This is a genomic window from Paenibacillus sp. FSL K6-4396 (assembly GCF_038002525.1).
Taxonomy (GTDB): Bacteria; Bacillota; Bacilli; order Paenibacillales; family Paenibacillaceae; genus Paenibacillus; species Paenibacillus amylolyticus_B.
On the sequence record NZ_JBBOCR010000001.1, the window covers coordinates 5,031,447 to 5,050,696 of the forward strand.

Here is a 19,250-nt window from a genome sequence, read left to right on the forward strand (position 1 = left end):
AATCCGCTGCTAAAATAAAGAATGCACCACCTCGCTGGCAGCTTCAGCGAAGTGGTTATGTACATTGCCGAAACGTTAATCCGCTTCGACAACAGAGCGGGTTACACCGGTAATGCTTGCTGAACCACAATCCGGGTGCCTTCCGCTTTAATCACAATAATCGGGGTATCAATGGGAATAAAGTCTCCATCCGATACAACATCAATTCGCTCACCCTCAAACATCGCTGTTCCAGAAGGTCGAAGCGGTGTAAGACTGATGCCTTGTAGTCCAATCAACTCTTTACGCTCGGTAGCGGATGAGTATCCACGCTCAGCTGACAGACTGTCACTCAAAATGAATCGATTCCATATCCCTCTATCTTTAAACAGTACTGCAATAATCGCAATCACTACCAATGCTGCTCCGAAAGCGATACCCAGGGAAACGAATGCGTCACTCGTATCATAAGCAGCCCTCACAACACCTGCAACAAGCGCAATTGATCCCAGAATGCCCAAAATACCCATGCTTGGTATGAACATCTCCAGAATCATCAAGATGAGTCCAACAGTGAACAATACCCACGTCTCTGCTCCTGCAAAACCGGCAACGTAATTTCCTGAGAAATACAGGACAAAACATACAATACCAACAATACCAGGTACTCCGAACCCAGGAACGATCAATTCAATGGCCACACCTGCGATTCCGAGGAACAACAATATGGTCATGACAACCGGATTCGTAAGAAAGGATGAGATATTCTCTGCTGTCGTCCGTTCTACCTTAAATACATCATCCTGGCTGTAACCGAGCCACGTTGCCGCTTCTTCCGGTGTGTTGCTGATGTGGTCGGCATAACCAACTTTCAGCGCTTCTTCAGCCGAGAGAGCAATAATTTCACCTTTTTGCTTGGTTTTATTAATCTCTGGCATTTCAACAACCATGTTAACATCCGTCATTCCAGCTGCAATCTTGCCATCACGACCACTGATCTCAGCTGCTCCCTGCATTTTGCTTTTCCAGAACGCAACAAGCTTTGGATCCTCAACATGTTTACCCGTACTGTCCACCATTGCTGCCGCACCAATCATACTGCCTGGTGACATTACGATCTTATCTGCATTCAGAGCCAGAAAACTCCCGGCTGAAGCAGCATCTCCACGAACAAATGCAACAGTCTCAATCGGACTGTCCTTGATCAGGGTACCCAATGCTTCTGCAGTGTCGACACGGCCTCCCGGCGTATTGATATCAAGAACGATCAGGCCAGCATTCATCTCTTCTGCTTGCTTGAACCCGCGTTCCATGAACTTGCCAAGTCCCTGCTCGATTGGTTTATCAACCGGAATAATATATACGGCACCACTCTTCTCAGCTGCATGCGCTGACGGTGATCCAATCCAGACAGGAAGCAACAGCGTCAGCAGCATTAAGAGCATCAATGGCCCCGTAAGCTTCTTCCGGCGCTTTCCCTTCACAATAGTCCCCCCTTTTCCATTAATGTTATACTGTCCAGCTTATGGTATTTATTACGTGCAATGCAACATTTCGTTTCAAAATCTTAAAATTATATTTGAAAACTCGATCAATTGCAAGAATAAAAATCCATAATAATATATATTAACCATTAAAAAGAAATTTCGTCATCCCAAGGACATCATGCTTTCTGATAAATGGAAAAAACACCTCCTGACAAGTCAGAAGGTGTTTATTGATTTGCTTTATTGCAGAAATTGTTGAACTGCTTGATTTACCAGTTTGCCGTCCGCTTTGCCTTTAACTTTTGGCATAAGGGCCGCCATGACTTTCCCCATCTCGGCTTTCGAAGAAGCACCGGTTTCCTGGATGGTCTGCTGTACAATAACTTTAATTTCTTCTTCGGTAAGCTGTGTGGGAAGGTACTGGATGAGTACTTCAATTTCCGCTTTTGCATTTGCCGCGAGATCTTCACGGCCCGCTTTGTCAAATTCTTGGAGGGCATCTTTGCGCTGTTTGATTTCACGACTCAGGATATCAAGCACTTCGTTGTCATCCAAATCTCTTTTCAAATCTATTTCAAGATTCTTGATCGTCGAACGAATCAACCGAATGTTGGAGAGTCTGAACTTGTCCTTACTCTTCATCGCTTGCTTCATATCTTCGTTCAATCGTTCGCTAAGATTCATGTAATTAAAATCCTCCTAAAACTTTCTCTTACGAGCAGCCTCGGACTTTTTCTTGCGCTTTACGCTTGGCTTCTCATAATGCTTACGTTTCTTCACCTCAGCCAATACGCCATCTTTAGCGATGGAGCGTTTAAAACGACGAAGTGCAGCATCAATAGTCTCGTTTTTGCGAACTTTAGTTTCAGACACCAGTTTTCCCTCCCTCCGACCAGACCGTCCAAGAGCAATAACACGGTTCATCATCTTACATTATAGGCGAAAGATAATAAAGGTGTCAACCTCAATGTAATGATCACTTATTTGAATCCATTTTAAAACTCAAAGGTATTATGAAATGAATTCATTATATAAGCATTTGGTCACACATTCGTGGATTTAATGCATATGACTAAATCCTCAATATTAGTACCCATTAGCTCGTTTATTTGTGAGAATCGGACAGACTTGTCAACACGCCAAGTCTGGTACCACCCAACAAATGGTAATGCAGATGATGAACGGTTTGTTCTCCATCCTTACCACAATTGTTGATCAAACGATATCCTGTTTCCTCCACGCCAAGACGCTTCGCCGCTTCTTGAGCAGCCAGATGAATCTCGCCGATCAATGGCAGATCTTCTGCAGTAACTTCATTCATGGAAGCAATATGTTTCTTCGGAATGACAAGAACATGTGTCGGTGCAGCGGGCTGGATGTCATGAAAAACGATAACATGGTCGTTCTCCAGTACTTTATTGGAGGGAATGGTGCCCTCTACAATTTTGCAAAATAAGCAATCCATAGTTCATACCCTCCTTTGTATTCCAGTGTATGTATTCCCTTCTATCATACTAGAAGTAAAAACCCACGTCCAATCTCTAGACACACAACCAGGCATTCCAGGTCAACTCTCCATTCCCCTGCCTTTCAGTGATCTATTTCAATAGATTGCAGGTGATGAGACAACAATTAGGAATTCATCATAATCAGTCATATATAGAGGTATGTATTACAGACCATTTTATCGAAATATGATTTTAACACGCACCTTTCCCAAGTAAACCAATATGTATAGTTAATAAACTCCAAAAAGGAGATTGGTTAATTTGACCGTTTATCAACATGTACAGGAACTTATAGGTAATACACCTCTGCTTGAATTAACCCGTTATCCATTACAGGAAGGAATCCGCCTATTCGCCAAGCTGGAATTCATGAATCCCGGAGGAAGTGTGAAAGACCGGAGCGGCAAGTTTTTATTGGAGAAGGCCTTGGCACGAGGAGATGTTAAGCCAGGTGGAACGGTGATCGAAGCTACCGCAGGCAACACAGGAATTGGTCTTGCAATGGCGGCTGTAGGCCTGAATTTAAAGGTCATTTTCACCGTACCTCAGAAGTTCAGCGTTGAGAAGCAGCAGTTGATGAAAGCCCTTGGAGCTACGGTCGTGAACACACCCACATCCGAAGGAATCACCGGTGCCATACGCAAGGCGGAATCGCTGGCCAAAGAAATACCGGATTCGTATATTCCAGGTCAGTTCTCCAATGCGGATAATCCACTCGCACATTATGAACATCTGGGCCCTGAGATTTGGCATGATCTGAACGGGCAGGTGGATGTATATATCGCCGGAGCTGGGTCTGGCGGAACTTTCATGGGAGTATCTCGCTATTTGAAGGAGCAAAATCCGTTAATCAAAACATGTATCGTAGAACCCGAAGGTTCGATTCTCGCAGGAGGTCCCTCCGGACCTCATCGTACAGAAGGAATAGGAGTCGAAACGTTATCTCCTTTTATGGATGTGAATTATTTTGATGCCATTCATACGATCTCAGATGAAGATGCCTTTGAACGTGTTAAGGATCTAGCCTTGTTGGAAGGCTTACTGGTAGGAAGTTCCTCAGGTGCAGCTATGCAAGCCGCATTAAACGAAGCTGTTCACGCAGCTCCCGGAAGTAACATCGTCGTTATTTTCCCGGATAGCAGCGAACGGTATTTAAGCCAAAATATCTATAATGGAGGACAATGAAATGAGACCAAAAACCAAGTTGATTCATGCAGGTATTGTTGGTGATCCACACACTGGAGCAGTGAGTGTACCGATCTATCAAGTAAGCACGTATGAGCAGGAATCGGTTGGCGTACACAAAGGATACGAATATTCACGAACAGGTAACCCTACCCGTCATGCGTTGGAAGAAGTCATTAAAGAGCTGGAGGATGGCGTTCGAGGGTTTGCTTTTAGTTCGGGGATGGCTGCAATTCACGCTGTACTGTCTCTGCTGGAAACTGGAGATCACGTCATACTGACGGATGACGTATATGGCGGGACTTATCGCATTTTCACCAAGGTGCTGAATCGTCTGGGGATCGAGTCTACCTTTGTAGATACTACCTCACTACAAGCACTGGAGCAGGCTTTGCAATCCAATACAAAGGCCATTTATGTAGAAACACCTACTAATCCGTTACTCAAGGTCACTGATATTGCTGCTGTAGCGAAATGGTCAAAGCAACATGAATTGTTATTCATTGTGGACAACACGTTTAGTACGCCTTATTGGCAAACTCCGCTGGCTCTGGGGGCAGATATTGTACTGCATTCTGCAACGAAATATATCGGTGGGCATAGTGATGTCGTGGCAGGACTTGCGGTTGTCAACAGCGAGCAACTTGGGGAAGATCTGCATTTTATCCAAAATGCAATCGGCGCAGTCCTGGGACCTATGGATTCCTGGCTACTAATGCGCGGTCTGAAAACGTTGGGATTGCGCATGGAAGCGCAAGAACGTAATACAGAGCAGCTTGTGACATTTCTAAATCAGCATCCAACAGTGAGCAAAGTCTATTATCCCGGGTTGCCCGACCATCCACAGCACAAACTCGCTTCCACGCAAGCGAGGGGTTATGGCGGTATGGTTTCCTTTGATGTAGGCAGTACTGAAAAAGTAGATGACGTGTTAAGCAAAGTTCGTTATTTCACATTGGCTGAAAGTCTGGGCGCGGTGGAGAGTTTAATCTCTGTACCTGCCCGAATGACACATGCTTCCATTCCCTATGAACGTCGGCAAGAATTGGGGATCACGGATGGTTTGATTCGGATCTCCGTTGGGATCGAGGATGTTGATGATTTACTTGAGGATTTGAAATTTGCATTAAGTTGAGGGCATTTTGAAGTCCATGCTGGTTTGTCGTCGATCTTATACTAATTAGGTTCCAAAAGGTCATACCTTACAGAAGTTCGCTTCTGCACAGGCATGACCTTTTGGATGTTCGTATGTTGCCAGTTGTATTGCAATGACTGTTGCGATACATCAGGCTGAGACTCCGTATGTGATAAGACCTCTCTATCTCATGCTGTACGGTATGAATGAAACATCCATCCTCAGCTTGATATTTTCAAGATTTTCATAGGATGCCCATAGGGTACATAAGAATGTTTCACTTGCAGTTATGAATGTTTTTTCTAATTTCAATAGTACGGTAAAAGGGTTAACGCTGTAAGCGCAAATAACGGGAGCACCAGTCGGTTAAAACGTCTACGGCCATAACCATAATACGGATAAGGCGTAGGGTAGCCGTAACCTGGATAAAATCCGCGAGTATGACCTATTGGATAGTTCCCTCCAGGCATTGCATTTGGAGCCCAGTTCGCATGATTCACCATGGCTTCCGGTCCAACGGGAACAGCCAGGTAGATCATTTCGTCATCCACATTTTCCATAATGCCATCGTAGTGCATACCGTCATTCATCTGTACACATACATAACGGTGCATGTGTTCCTTGCATATTTTCTTCGCTTCCACTTTTTCCACTTGCCAACGCCTCCCTGATTCTGCTCTTGATCACCTTTTCATGGTATTCAAAACTGGGCGAATTGACACTACTGACGAGAAAACACAAAAAAAAGAAGCACCCCGTGAGCGGCTTCCTTGGAAGGCTGCTGCGCGGACATCTATTCAGGAAACGTCCTGATCAGATGTCCACCGGGGTACTTAAAACAAGTTTGTCGGCTTAACTGTAGTATAACAGCGGGATGAACCTGTATCTGTGATGTAACTCACTCCGCTATATTATAAAAGCAAGAAAAGAAATATTTTCACAAAAATAATATTCGGTAATAGTGCGTGTTTAAAAAAGGCGGTTTTCAGTATCAAAAAGACGCTTATTTCGGCTGAATTCCATATTCGATGTTGATGATGCCGCTAGACACCATTCGTAATCAAAAGCGGACTTTTTGAACAACCTCTAATATTCATTTTGCATGGACTATTAGAGGCGCTTCTATGATCTATATTGCTTACACATTTGCCCTCTACAGAGTCTCCAAGACCACACGTGAGCCGTTTCCGGCCTCACCTGCCGGAATTACCACAAGTTTGCGCGGCAAGCGTGCACGCAGTTCAGGCACGTGACTGATGACACCAACAGCCAATCGGTCGTCATGCAATTTTTCCAGAGACGTAATGACAGTATCCAACAGCTCAGGGTCAAGTGTACCAAACCCTTCATCCAAGAAAAAGAATTGAAGCGGGTACTGACCTCGCAGCTGAATCTGGGCCGACAGTGCCAAGGCCAATGACAACGAAGTCAAAAACGTCTCGCCACCGGATAACGTCGATACCGGTCGTTTGACTCCTCCGTTGGCATCATCACAGATCACAAAACCACCACCGGAATCCACCTCCAGTGAATAACGTTGTTTGGTCAGGAAGCGCAGACGCTGAGATGCCGCATGACTGACCTGCATCAGTTGTTCCTCTGCAATATATTCAACAAATGCATTACCTCTGAATGCGGATTGAAGTTTGCTGAGCAGTTCGCCTTGACGGCTGACCTCCAACCTCTTGTTCTCCAGTTCGGTCCAGCGAACATGTCGCTGCTCCACATCCTCCAGATCACGTTCTGCGCGTGCTTTGGCACGAAGGGCAGCTTCATCCTCAATCCGGACCTGCTGCAAACGTACGGTGCAGGCTAACCACTGTTCCTCCGATACGACAGCTCCACCCAGCTTTTGTTCCAGTTCACGCAATTGGGATGCCAATTCACGCTCACGTTCACGGTGCTGCTGGATCTCGCCCGCCAGTCGTTCCGCTTCCTGGGAAGGTATCGCCGCGGACACAACGGCATCATCCGAGTCGAACGGGGATTGTTCCAGCAATTGATTCCACCGTTCCTGTGCCTGTTGCAGATGCTCTGTTGCCGAGGCGGCAGCCTGCTGAGCCATGACATCTTTCTTGGCTGATTCCTGCTTCAGATGATCCGCTTCTTTGAAGCGTTGTGCCGACTCCGCAGCTTCTTTCCGCAGTCCATCCAGACGAGCCTGAGCCGCAGCAATCAGGTCTTCTACCCGCTGCTGCCCAACCCACTGGCGCAAGCGTTCTTCTTTCTCGGCGAGCAGTTTGTTATTGCCCTGCCACTGCGTTTGCCACTGGATCAGTTGTTTGTCCAATTCCACCAGCTTCTGCTGAAGCGATTGAATGATCTGATCTTTTTCCTCAAGGAATGTCACGCTTTTATTCAGACGTTCCTTGATGTCTTCGGCGCGCGCATCGCGCTCCTGCATCGCCTGATAGAGGGCCTTGGCCTCCTCCTGAGCGATGCCCGGCAGTTCCGCGGTCCAGCGGCCCTGCAGGGCAGCCGCTGCAGCCTCGCTCTCGGCCAGCTTGCGCTCCGCCTGGGCGAGCCCGGCACGGCCGGCCTCTTGCGCAGCTGCCGCTTCCATGCGCCGCTGCTGCGCGCCCACAGCCGCCTGCTGCAACGCGGCGGCTTCGGCCTGGAGCGGCGCTGCTGCGGCAGCCAGCGCCTGCGCGGCTTCGCGCAGCGCAGCGGCACGCGATGCCCAGCCTGCCGGGGAGCGCCCGTATTCGGGCGACCCGGCGGGCTCGGGCTCCGCTGCCGCAGGCGCGGCCTCGGCTGCGGCCGGAGCATCGCCGGCCGCAGCGCCAAGCTGCGTCAGCAGGCTGCGACGTTCGTGCAGCTGCTGGCGCAGCCCAAAGCGCAGCTCCTGCAGCTCCGCGTGCAGGCTGCGCAGCAGTTCCAGGTCCGCATCGCCTGCGTGCGGACCTTCTCCCGTCGGCGCAGCCGGGAGTGGGTGATGCGGCGAGCCGCACACCGGGCATGGCTCGCCATCGCGCAGCTCGGCGCGCAAGGCGGAGGACAGCTGATGCAGCTCCTGCTCACGCATTGTGCCACGCAGCTGTTCCTCCGCAAGGGCCAGCAAGCTTTGTTCCCGGCTAATATCCTGCTCACAGGCAAGCAAGGCCTCAAGACCTGCTGACGCCTGTTCTACCAGATGCTGACGCTGATCACTCAGGCGTTTTTCTTCCTCAGCCGCCGCCCTCAGCTTGTCGGCTCCCTGTTCTGCCGACTGCTTATAGGCTTGCATGTCAGCCTTGTTTTGCTTTAATTGCTCCGCAGCAGTATCGACACGATGCTTCAGTTCAAGCGCAGCCTGAAGTTTTCTGCGTTCCTCTGACTTCACCTCATTCGGCTTGAGGCTCTCTTGTAGTTCCTCACGCCGTTTGCGCCCGCGCTGCTGCAGCTCCTTTTCTTTCTCAAGTTGCTGTCCCAGCGCAGTCTGTTCGCCCTGCCCCTGTTCCAGTAACTGAGCAAGGCGCGTGCAATCGGCTTGAAGCCCGTCCCGTTCCCGTTGCAGCTCTTTCGCTTGTTCGAGCTGCTCCAGGCGCAGCAAAAGTTTCGGTTCTTCCTCAGTCATTTGCTTGCGTGCCGTCTCAGCCTTCTCCGCTTCCTGAACAGCCAGACGCTCATGTTCCAGTGCTTGCTGATGAGCTGTCTCGGCGGTATCCTGCCGCTGCTTCTGTGTAGATGCGGCATCTCGTACCGTCTGCAGCGCAGGCAGTATTGCATCTGCCGCAACGGATTGTTTCAGCCGTTGTTCGCCTGCCTCTATCTGTGGTTCCAGTGCTTTCAGCTTCTGCTGTTCATCCATCCGGGCCTGCCGTTCGTGACTTAACTCACGAATTCTGCCCAGCTTTTCAGCTTCCTTCGCAGCTTCATCCAGCGTTTTGCGGGACAATTCAGACTGCTGAACAGCGGTTTGAAGAAGACGTTTCGTTTCTTCCAGCGTCTCCTTGCTGGCATTGCCCAGTCCCTGTTGCTCCGCAGCAAGAGATTGGTGAACCATATCATTATCCTTGACCCGCCGGCTTAATTTGATGGCTAACTGGTCCCCATATTTCTCCAGATGGAATAATCGTTGCAGCATCTGGCGACGTTCACTGCCTTTTAGTGACAAAAACTCGGCAAACTTCCCTTGCGGAAGCACCACTGCCCGTGTAAAATCATCCATCTTCAAACCGATCACATCTTCAACACAGCGATTCACATCTGCCAATTTGTCGGCAAGTACCTGTTCTTCGCCATTAACCGTCTCTATGAATTTGCTGATCGTGTTACTCACCGACACTTCATTATTTCGTTTGAAACGTCGCTCTACACGAAATCTTCGAGTCCCCTCTGCAGACATCAGTTCAAATGTAAAAGCAACCGACAACGAATCCTCTGCATGGTTCATAATGCCTTGCGTCCCATTCACCGCACGTTCCACTTTTCCGTACATGGCGAGTGTGATGGCATCGAGCAAGGAAGATTTACCACTACCCGTTGGACCGAAAATACCGAATAGTCCCGTCTCCGTCAGCACGGTAAAATCAATCTCCTGCATCTCCCGATAACTTTGCAGTCCGGCAACTTTTAATAGAATTGGCTTCATCTTTCCTCGACCTCCTCACGCACACCTGGCTCGTCTTCATCCACAAGTTCCAGGAAAAGCTGTACCAGGCTGTCTTCCGGCTGTGCACCACCTGTCTGACGCTGATAGAATTTACGGAACAGTTCATGTACAGGCAGCTCGGATCGTTGTTCCAAAAGCCCTGCTGCAGCCATTTCGGGATACACCGGGCGAATATGAATGATACCTTCATGTGATTTTCGCAGCTGCTGAATCTCCTTCAGGGACATCGCCTCGTCCAGCCACACTTCCATGTCGATAAAAGCCTGTGGATCACGTCCCTCATCCAGCCAGCGATATACTTCTGCCAGACCACCACGGGCCTGCCAACGCACAAGCGGACGCCCGGACGTTAACAAAACTTCCTCTACCTGTGCAGCTCCGCCCGGCGCCAGATCAACCATCGTGACAGACTTGCTCTGCCCTGCTTCCGAGAAGCTGTAAGCCAGCGGAGAGCCGCTATATCGAATCACACCGTCTCCTTTGACAGCCTGTGCACGATGAAGATGCCCAAGCGCCGTGTATTGCGCACCAGTCGATAAAGACGAAGGGTCCACCGTGTAGGCCCCACCGATCTGAATCGGACGTTCCGAATCACTCTCAAGACCGCCGAGCACATAGATATGACTCATGGCCAAGTTCACGGTATCCGGGCGAAAAGAAGCGGCCAGACGCTGCATTAACATCCCCACCCGTTGACTGTATGCCTGACGAAGCACATTTTCGTCCCCATCCGTTGTCAGCAATTCATTCAATCTTGCTTCAGAAGGATAAGGTAATGCGGCAATCTGTGCAATTTCTCCGGTTCGTTTGGCATGGATAGTCACCGCTTCTGAAGTAGGCATCCCTACGAGTGTGATGCCCTGTCTGTTCACAAGCGGAGTCACAGAAGCCACACGCTCTGGCTGATCATGATTTCCTGCAATCACCACGAGGGGTCTTCCATGCTCCGTCAGACGCGCTGCCGCTTCATAAAAAAGTTGTTCCGCCGCTGCGGGAGGATTCACCGAATCGTACACATCCCCGGCCATCAATATGGCATCCGCCTGCTGATCATCCGCCAGTCTGACGAGTTCATCAACGAAATCTTCCTGTTCACGCAGTCGGCTTCGTCCTTCCAGCGTTTTTCCCAAATGCCAGTCCCCTGTATGCAAAATACGCATCGTCCGTTCCACCCCTCTCCTATATGAAATCCATGGTTTTGAATTCCGATCAAGTTCATTTATATTTTCACTGCATGTCCACCATCAAAAAAGTACAGCCATTTTCGGTCCATTTTCCGACCTAATATATCTTCAACAGCCCGTCCATACAGATCCAGTTGGAAGCGATAGTTTTTGGTGAGTTCATCCAAACCACCACGATGCTCCAACACCCGGTCTGTCTTGTAATCGAGCAGGACAAGCTCGCCGTCAACCTCATACAGACAATCGATAATCCCCTGTACTAGCACAGTTTCATTTTCAATGGAGGCTTGCAGTTTGCTATCTTCATTTATGGTGTGCATACCTGAGTTCGCTGCCGCCTGTCCATGTAGCCACTCCACAGGGGACTGATGTGCCGGAAGCCCATACACAAACGGAATCTCCCGTTTCACCCATTCTGCACGCAACAGTTCTTTCCCTGGTTCTGTATCGAAAAATCCAACTAACTCTTCCGGTTCGATAGCCTCCGCGTGATGGGACAGCAAAATCTGAAGCTCTACCAATCGCTGAGTGGTCTGCTCAATAAGCTGTGAATCAATGGCCGATCCATCTAGAGGAAGATGTTGCATCAACGTATGATACACGTTCCCCCGTTCTGCCCCTGTCAGCTGCGTTGCCTCCATGAATTTCGGACGACGCAGGTGCAGTTTGAAAGACGTACCCGCAGACCCCGCATCTGGAAGGTTCACCGTACCGTTTGAATCTGCCCCTGATCCAGTCTCGCGCTCGTTAGATTGATCGGATACGCCACGTAGCACATGGCCTGCTTCATCTTTGGTGTAATTGATTCCTGGGGTGTTGTGAGCCATTAATTTTTCGGACTGTTCTCCCAGTTCCTCCATCACCTCTACGGACTGGACATCCTGCATCGCAAGTAACGTTTTCAACTCCGTGACAGAAGTACTGGCTGCTACTTGAGTTGCTGCTTCATAGGGGTACGTCCATGAAAGTCGTTGATCAACCTCGTTGATCAGCCGTGTTTCCTCTTGTTGAAGAGCTACTGTATCTGCACCTTCATCTTCAATGTTTTGGTTAGCCGTATCTTGTGCACTCTTCGTCAGCTCTTCTACAGTTGAGGATGTAACCACCTTCACAGGCTGAACAGCTTTTAGCGCAGCAATTCGTTCTTTCCGTACCTCAGTCATTCCGTCTTCTTCTCCGAGTGTCTGATCCACCACATGGTCACGGGATACCTGATCGGCGGAAATAATAGAGATCGCCCATCGTGATTGATCATCTGCAAGACAGGACGAGAACGAATCATGACTTCCAGCAAGTTCACGCAGCACAGCCGCATCTGGATGTCTCATCAGGGATGGTCCAATCCAGTCCAGGTAACTCCGTCCTGCAGCAAGCAGATAATCTGGCAATGCCAGTTCAGGACTATCCTTGACTTGAGACCATGCCAGCGCTTTTTTCGCAGCATCTTTTACAGTACCTAGCAGAATCATTTTCTCTTTGGGACGGGTCAACGCAACGTACAACACACGCATCTCTTCAGCAAGCAATTCAAATTGCGCACGACGACGTATCGCCAGATTGGCTAATGTAGGATAGGCAACCCGGTTCTCACGATCCACGAACCTCGGACCAAATCCCAGTTCCTTATGCATGAGAAACGGTGCGTTCAGATCCTGCTGATTGAACATCTTGGATATGCCACCGACAAAGACGATCGGAAATTCCAAACCTTTACTCCGGTGAATCGTCATGATACGTACGGCGTTGTCCTGCTCCCCAGAACTACCTGCTACAGTTCCGAGGTCTCCCCCGTTTTCCCGCAATCTTGAGACATAGGTCAGAAAACGGAACAAACCGCGATTTGCAGTTGATTCCTCATACTGTCGTGCGCGATCGTACAATGCCTTAAGATTGCTTTGTCGTTGCAGCCCTCCGGGAAGACCACCAACCCAGTCCAAATACCCGGTTTCCCGATACATTCGCCAGATCAGTTCACTCAGACTGCCTTGTCTTGCCTCAAGTCTCCACTGCTGCAATTGACGCAAAAAGCGAATTAACTTTTGCTGCAACTCTGAGCCTGAAATCTCCGTAACACCCATATCCTCGCTTGCATTTCCAGTAAAACCAACATCTTGAATTCCTTCTGTATGCGCATCGGATTCATAGACATCATCCAGGATCTCAGCCTGGACTGAAGCTGCTGTCTCCCGCTGTCCTTGTTCCATCTCTGACCAGGCTTCCGGCCACTGCAACTGGACGATATTGGAATCAGGATGATTTTCCTGCCGGGATTGTTGTACGTCATTAGTGGAAGAATCGCCCCATTCCCCAGCAGCCGTTATAACTGCATCATAGAATGACTGTCTTTTGTCACCAAGCCGAATCTGTGCCAGTTCTTCTTCATCCAGTCCGACAATGGGAGAACGAAGCACGGAAGCGAGCGGAATATCCTGCCTTGGATTATCAACAAGCTGAAGCAGAGACATCATGATTTCCACTTCTGTAGCCTGAAAATAGCCCTTGCTCTGTTCTCCTCCAGCAGGAATTCCCTGCTGTCTGAATTCCTCAATCATGAGCGGAGCCCACATCAAGGTTGAACGCAGCAAGATGACCATGTCACCGTAACGTGCCGGCCGCATCGTTTGCAGGGCTTTGTCGTATACATGGAGGGCAGGTTTGTCCGTATCTCCAACCATCTCACGAATACGCCTTGCGATCGCCCGTGCTTCCAACTGCGCTGTCTCAAGTTCGGCACTCTCCAGTTCTGCGGAGACCGCTGCATCCCCGTTCTCATCCGTACTCTCTGTCAGATCAGGACCGCCGCCCTGACGATCGATCAGCATGAGTTCAGGTGTATACGCCTCATCCCCAAGCGTTTCTGACGGGAACGTGGCCCCATATGCCAGTTGAGCTCGTTCATCGTAAGCAATCTCTGCCACACCTTCGTTCATGAGTTGCCGGAATATCATATTGACCGAATGTACGACTTCCGCACGACTGCGGAAATTCCGCGCAAGATCAATACGTTGACCTGTACGATTCGGGCGATCTTCACCATTTCTGTCCTCATGCGTGTTCGCTCCATACTGGCGATATTTGTTCATAAACAGACCTGGTTCAGCCAACCGGAACCGGTAGATACTCTGTTTGACATCACCTACCATGAATCGGTTACCCGGGTTTTCTCTGGAGATCAGTTTCACGATATCTTCCTGAACCGTATTGGTATCCTGATATTCATCAAGCAACACTTCATCGAATCGCGAACGGTACTCCATAGCCGCATCGGAAGGCATCGAGAGTTCAGGCGTTGAATCCTCATGTCGCAAAATGTGAAGACAGTAATGCTCCAGATCACTGAAGTCAACTTGCCCACGTTCCTGTTTGGCCTGTCGGTAACGTTCTCCAAATGTACTAACCAACCTCGATAACTCCTGCATGAGTGGTGCCGCTTGCTCCAGCTCCTGCCAGAACGAAAACGCACTTCTTCCGAACAATGAACCTTTCAGGTCGGTAACTGCTTTTTTCGCAGCCTCACGGAGTTCCTTCACCTGATCCTGTAAAGCAGGGTCCGTCTGATCTTTTTTGCAGGGTTTCAGTTTGCCAAATGTAGCAGGTTGAAACACTTCAGGCAACCTCTCCCATGGCATAACCTGGGCCGCAGACAACAGCTCCTCTACCATCACCAGGTCTTCTTTTAACGTATCTGCATAAGGTGCCGGACCTTCAGGCTGCATGGATATGTGAATGCCTTGACGGAGCAGTCCTGCTGCACCACTTAAAGCAAGAGCCGCATCACGCATAATACTCTGAACCCATGCTGAATGCCCCAGCTCCTCCACACTCTCTACCTGAAAAGCGGATGCCATCTCTGAGAGCCAATGATCCGGCCAGGAATGACTGCGGGAGAAATCATACAATCGTTGCACCAGTCGATGCATGGCATCATCATTTCGTTCTCCACTGAACCAGTCCACCAATTCGCGGAATGTACTCCCTTCATCTTCTTGGCCATACTTTTCCTCAAATAGTTCTTCGAGTAGTTCCTGGCGCATGATTTCCGCTTCATTTTCATTCAGGATACGAAAAGCCGGGTTCAACGGAATTTGCTGATAGTAACGGCGAATGACTTCCATACAGAATGAATGCAGCGTTGTAATAGATGCCCGTCCAAGCAGCGACAGCTGCTTGCGCAGATGCTCTTCTCCAGGTTGTTCTTCCAGCGCACGTTCCAGCGCTTCCCGAATCCGTTGTTTCATCTCGGCGGCGGCGGCTTTGGTAAACGTAGCTACAAGCAAGCGATCCACACTGAATCCTTGGGAGGGATCTGCGATCTTGCGAATAATTCGTTCAACCAGTACAGCTGTCTTGCCTGATCCCGCCGCAGCGGCAACCAGAATGTCTTCTCCGCTTTCGGAGATGGCACTCCACTGGTCATCACTCCAGAAGCTTCCTTCCGGTTTTGGCATATTCGTCATGATGTTTCCCCTCCCTTGGTGTGAGATAACATATCCCAGATTTGCTGTTTACCCGGTTTGGACAACAGGTTGTATTCATTTCCTTCTATATTCTCATCAAACTGACATACAGGCTTATACGGACAGAACGTGCATGCCACTTCCTGTTGAATACGATAAGGCTCAATGGCCACATCCCCATCCGTAATTCGGGTACCAATCTCACGGATATTACTGCGAACCGAAGCAAGCAGCGTATCCCATTGCTCTGGCGTAGCTACAGCAGCACTACTATAAAAGCTGCCATCTGCCTTAAGGGCAACCGGAATAATGGCTGAATACCCCTTATCCAGGGTGTTGTCCATTTGTGCGATTGCATCCCGGTCTGCCAGCAGCAAACCTTTCATTTTGAACCGTTTCAGCAGTTCTTGCCCGGCCTGCTCCGATGTCATGCCGTTTGCGGATTGCAACAGCGGGTTATGCACGTGGAAATACAACGTTCCTCCCGGCATCGCCGTTTCCCCAAGCCATTCTTCGGCAGCACTAAGCAGCACCTCCAGATAGGTGAGCATCTGCAATGACAGACCATAGTACACTTCATGTAACTTGAGGTCCGTCTGGCTTGATTTATAGTCAATGACACGCAAGAGCAGACCATTCTCTCCTTCTGCCACATCCACACGGTCAATCCGACCCACGATCTCCATCACACATCCGTTCTCCAGTTCAAAACGGAGTGGGGGCAGCGTTTTATCCGGTCCAAAATCAAGCTCCAGCCCAATCGGTTCAAAACTTCCACGTCTGGACTGTTCCCCAAGAATAACGGATGCCCGGCTAACAATGTCCTTCAATTTGCGGAAAATATAACCGTATCGCTTGGTGCTTAGCAAAATCTCCCCTTGCAGCTGTGGTGCAATCTGCTCCACCGTTTGCTCGGCTTCCTGACGGCATTGGTCTGGAGTCAAACTGCCCCAACTACGATTTTCTTCACGTAACCGCATAGCCAGCTGGCTTAGTGCAGCATGAAACAGCTGTCCGATATCAGGAGCCTGAAGGCGGTACAATTGCCGTTCTTTGAGACGCAACCCGTGCGAAGCAAAATGGGAGAACGGACAAGCGACGAAACGCTCCATTCGCGAAACACTCGTCCTCACCTCTGTGCCATACAATCTGCGACTGGTAGCTGTACGTAGTGGCAATGCCCGATTACGATAAAAGATCGATCCCATCAACCGCTCCAGCTGAGGTCTGCTTGTCTCCCGAGATACATGCCAATTGTAGACCGCCCACCACATTTCAGGGATGTCTTCTCCGCGGCGCCATTTGCGCAATTGTCCAATGAGCGTAGACAGACTCTGACCCGGATGGGTGACATAGGACCAATGTGCTTCTTCCGAGTTCGCAACCGGTGGTTGAGCGAGCAATGGCTGTTCTTGTAAACCAAACATCTTCCGTACATGGCGGACAATCTCGGAAGGAAGCAGTGCTTTCCCCTCATCATCAGCAACAGGGTAACTCAGCCACAACTGGCTGCTTGCCGCTGTAAGTGCCGTATAGATCAAAAAACGTTCATCCAGCATCTGCCTTGTTGCACCTGGTCCAAGCGCCACGCCTCTTTCCGTCAGTAACGATCTCTCCAGTTCCGTTAATACGCCATCATCCTGAGGTATTGCGGGTAATTCACCATCAACTGCACCAAGGATAAATACGTATTTGATGTCCTGAAGACGTGTACGGTCCATGGAACCGACCAATACCTGATCAAGTGCCGGTGGTACCAGACCCAGCTTCAGTTCCGTCAATCCGGTCTCGATCATCCCGGCAAACAGCGTGATATCCAGCCGTTCATTCCCCATCATATCGACCATCTGATCCAATAAATCCAGCACAGCTCCCCACATCTGCCGATGTTCTCTCGACCGTTCGGGGTCACCTTGAGCCTTAGCTTCAGCAGACATGTTCTCCAGCTTCCATGGGATCTCAGCATCTTCCAGCAGTCTGTATAGTGCCTCGCACTGGGCTTTGGCTGTCTTTGCCTTTTTCATTCGTTTCTCAAAAACACCCAAGGAATCTGTAATGACCGCTCGACAACGCTCCATTAAAGAAAGCATTTGGTCCCGTCCTCGACTACGTCCATCCTGACCGTTGTCTTCAAGCGAAAGGCTTGGGACATACTTCCACGGTTTGCCGTCAGTCCAGCGATATCCATGAATACCACAAGCCAGTACATAATTCTCAAGCTGGTCCATATCTTCACGGGTGATGGAACCATCACGCGGAAGCAGCAGATCCGTTTTGACACAGCGAAATACATCCTCGTAACGCCAATGGCGCCGAACAATATCCAGTGCCGAACGGATAAACTCGGATAATGGATGATGAAGTTCATTTCTTCTGCGGTCCAGAAAGACGGGTACGTCATAATCCCTGAATAGAGGTTCAGCTATATCAGCGTAGGTATCCAACTGACGAACAAGTACTGCCATATCCCGATAACGCGCACCTTCGTTTTGCGCCAGACGCCGCATCTCACGCAGTGCTCCCTCCATCTCAGCTCGTCGGTTCTCCGCTGCAACCAGTCGGATTCCGGAATCAAGGCCATCACTTTTCCAACGAATTCGGCGGTCGAAACCAGCCTCCAGATGAGCAAGTCCCGGACGATCCTTGTATCTCGGTGGAATCTCCGAATCTAGCACGGTTATATCGCTCGGTACACCCAGTTCTTCAGCCATCCCTTTCAGACGCGCATAGGCACTTGCCGTGGGATAGAACAGTTCCAATTCTCCAGGCAGTGCGCCGTGATCATAAGGACGATCCAATGTCAGTGCAATGGTCACGGAAGAGGACTGCAACATCAGCCGACCAATCACACTCATCTCCTGTGGCGTGAATCCCTGAAAACCATCAATCCAGATCTGGGCATCCTGCAGCAATGCACTTTCCGACAAACGATCTGTCAGCTCGGTCAACGTGTCTTCATCATCAATATATAAATTGGTCAGTTCCTGTTCATAGTCACGATATATCAGATTCAAGTCATGCAACTTATCCTCCAGAATTGGCGAAGTCGATGAGGTATTCCCTCCAGACAGCCCCTCTTCCAGCAATGATGGATCAAATTCATAACGTTTAAATTCACTATATAAGTCATTTAATTCGCCTATAAAACCCAGCTGGCTGCCGGATGCACCAAACAGCTTTAATTCTTCCTTACGGCGCTGGATGACCTTGTAGAGCAGCATCTTTTTGCCTTCGGCTCCGATCGGAATACGAGCAGAACCACCTGCTTCCTGCATTACACGATAGGCTAAACGGCGAAAGCCGAGCACTTCTGCACGCATCGTACCTTTAATTGTTCCAGAAGACACCAATGCCTGCTCTGTTCGAAAAGAACTCTGTTCGGGAACGAGCAAAATCAAAGGTGTGCCTTGCGGTTCTTGTTGAAGCAGGGATGTAATTTCCCGGGTAATCAGCGAGCTTTTGCCGCTGCCTGCCCGGCCAATAACAAAACGAACGGACATGTCTAATCCTCCAAACCACACGTACAAGATTTTAATTCCCAGTATAACATATCTGACTTGGTTCGGAACATACGTTTGCCACTATCCGGTAAAACCGGAGATCATCTCCGTTAACACAGCAAAACAGCAAAAAGCCCGCAGCTAGCACACACTGTGGACTTTTGACTTGATCTATAGATTAAATTAAAGATAATTTACACTTGCCACTCCGATGACAGAAC

The 19,250-nt window shown here is 49.4% G+C and carries 11 protein-coding genes; 2 read left to right on the plus strand and 9 right to left on the minus strand.

The window, feature by feature from the left end; genetic code table 11:
• Positions 1–101: 101 nt before the first annotated feature.
• The 4 genes from MHB85_RS22190 to MHB85_RS22205 all read right to left on the minus strand — a co-directional run bounded on the left by MHB85_RS22190 (position 102) and on the right by MHB85_RS22205 (position 2,931).
• Positions 102–1,424 (minus strand): NfeD family protein, encoded by a 1,323-nt coding sequence (locus MHB85_RS22190; RefSeq protein WP_091014395.1) that lies wholly within the window; start codon positions 1,422–1,424, stop codon positions 102–104.
• A gap of 282 nt (positions 1,425–1,706) precedes the next feature.
• Positions 1,707–2,150 carry a GatB/YqeY domain-containing protein gene (locus MHB85_RS22195; protein WP_017687237.1) on the minus strand — a complete coding sequence of 148 codons (444 nt, stop codon included), beginning with the start codon at positions 2,148–2,150 and terminating at the stop codon, positions 1,707–1,709.
• Positions 2,151–2,165: 15 nt separating this feature from the next.
• Positions 2,166–2,339, minus strand: a complete 174-nt coding sequence (rpsU, locus tag MHB85_RS22200; RefSeq protein WP_005547957.1) for a 30S ribosomal protein S21 — start codon at positions 2,337–2,339, stop codon at positions 2,166–2,168.
• A 232-nt stretch (positions 2,340–2,571) separates the two neighbouring features.
• On the minus strand, positions 2,572–2,931 hold the full coding sequence (locus tag MHB85_RS22205) for a histidine triad nucleotide-binding protein (RefSeq protein ID WP_017687236.1): 360 nt from the start codon (positions 2,929–2,931) through the stop codon (positions 2,572–2,574).
• 304 nt (positions 2,932–3,235) lie between these two features.
• Here MHB85_RS22205 and MHB85_RS22210 point away from each other — a divergent pair, with 304 nt between their 5' ends.
• Both MHB85_RS22210 and MHB85_RS22215 read left to right on the plus strand, forming a co-directional pair.
• Positions 3,236–4,159, plus strand: coding sequence for a PLP-dependent cysteine synthase family protein (locus MHB85_RS22210; RefSeq protein ID WP_192134211.1), 924 nt, complete (start codon positions 3,236–3,238; stop codon positions 4,157–4,159).
• A 1-nt stretch (position 4,160) separates the two neighbouring features.
• A complete protein-coding gene (locus MHB85_RS22215; RefSeq protein WP_341073698.1) occupies positions 4,161–5,294 on the plus strand; it encodes a bifunctional cystathionine gamma-lyase/homocysteine desulfhydrase in 1,134 nt (377 codons plus the stop codon).
• Between the two features lie 308 nt (positions 5,295–5,602).
• On the opposite strand, the gene MHB85_RS22220 is transcribed toward MHB85_RS22215, so the two are convergent.
• From MHB85_RS22220 to addB, 5 genes are all read right to left on the minus strand, one after another.
• Positions 5,603–5,947, minus strand: coding sequence for a hypothetical protein (locus tag MHB85_RS22220; RefSeq protein ID WP_105599735.1), 345 nt, complete (start codon positions 5,945–5,947; stop codon positions 5,603–5,605).
• Positions 5,948–6,447: 500 nt separating this feature from the next.
• Positions 6,448–9,867 carry an SMC family ATPase gene (locus tag MHB85_RS22225; protein ID WP_341073699.1) on the minus strand — a complete coding sequence of 1,140 codons (3,420 nt, stop codon included), beginning with the start codon at positions 9,865–9,867 and terminating at the stop codon, positions 6,448–6,450.
• Positions 9,864–11,048, minus strand: a complete 1,185-nt coding sequence (locus MHB85_RS22230; protein ID WP_341073700.1) for an exonuclease SbcCD subunit D — start codon at positions 11,046–11,048, stop codon at positions 9,864–9,866. Before MHB85_RS22230 ends, MHB85_RS22225 begins: the two co-directional genes overlap by 4 nt.
• A 59-nt stretch (positions 11,049–11,107) precedes the next feature.
• Positions 11,108–15,529 (minus strand): helicase-exonuclease AddAB subunit AddA, encoded by a 4,422-nt coding sequence (addA, locus tag MHB85_RS22235; RefSeq protein ID WP_341073702.1) that lies wholly within the window; start codon positions 15,527–15,529, stop codon positions 11,108–11,110.
• Positions 15,526–19,029: a helicase-exonuclease AddAB subunit AddB gene (addB, locus tag MHB85_RS22240; RefSeq protein WP_192133646.1), complete on the minus strand. Its 3,504-nt coding sequence runs from the start codon at positions 19,027–19,029 to the stop codon at positions 15,526–15,528. The genes addA and addB overlap by 4 nt, the downstream gene beginning before the upstream one ends.
• Between the last annotated feature and the right edge of the window lie 221 nt (positions 19,030–19,250).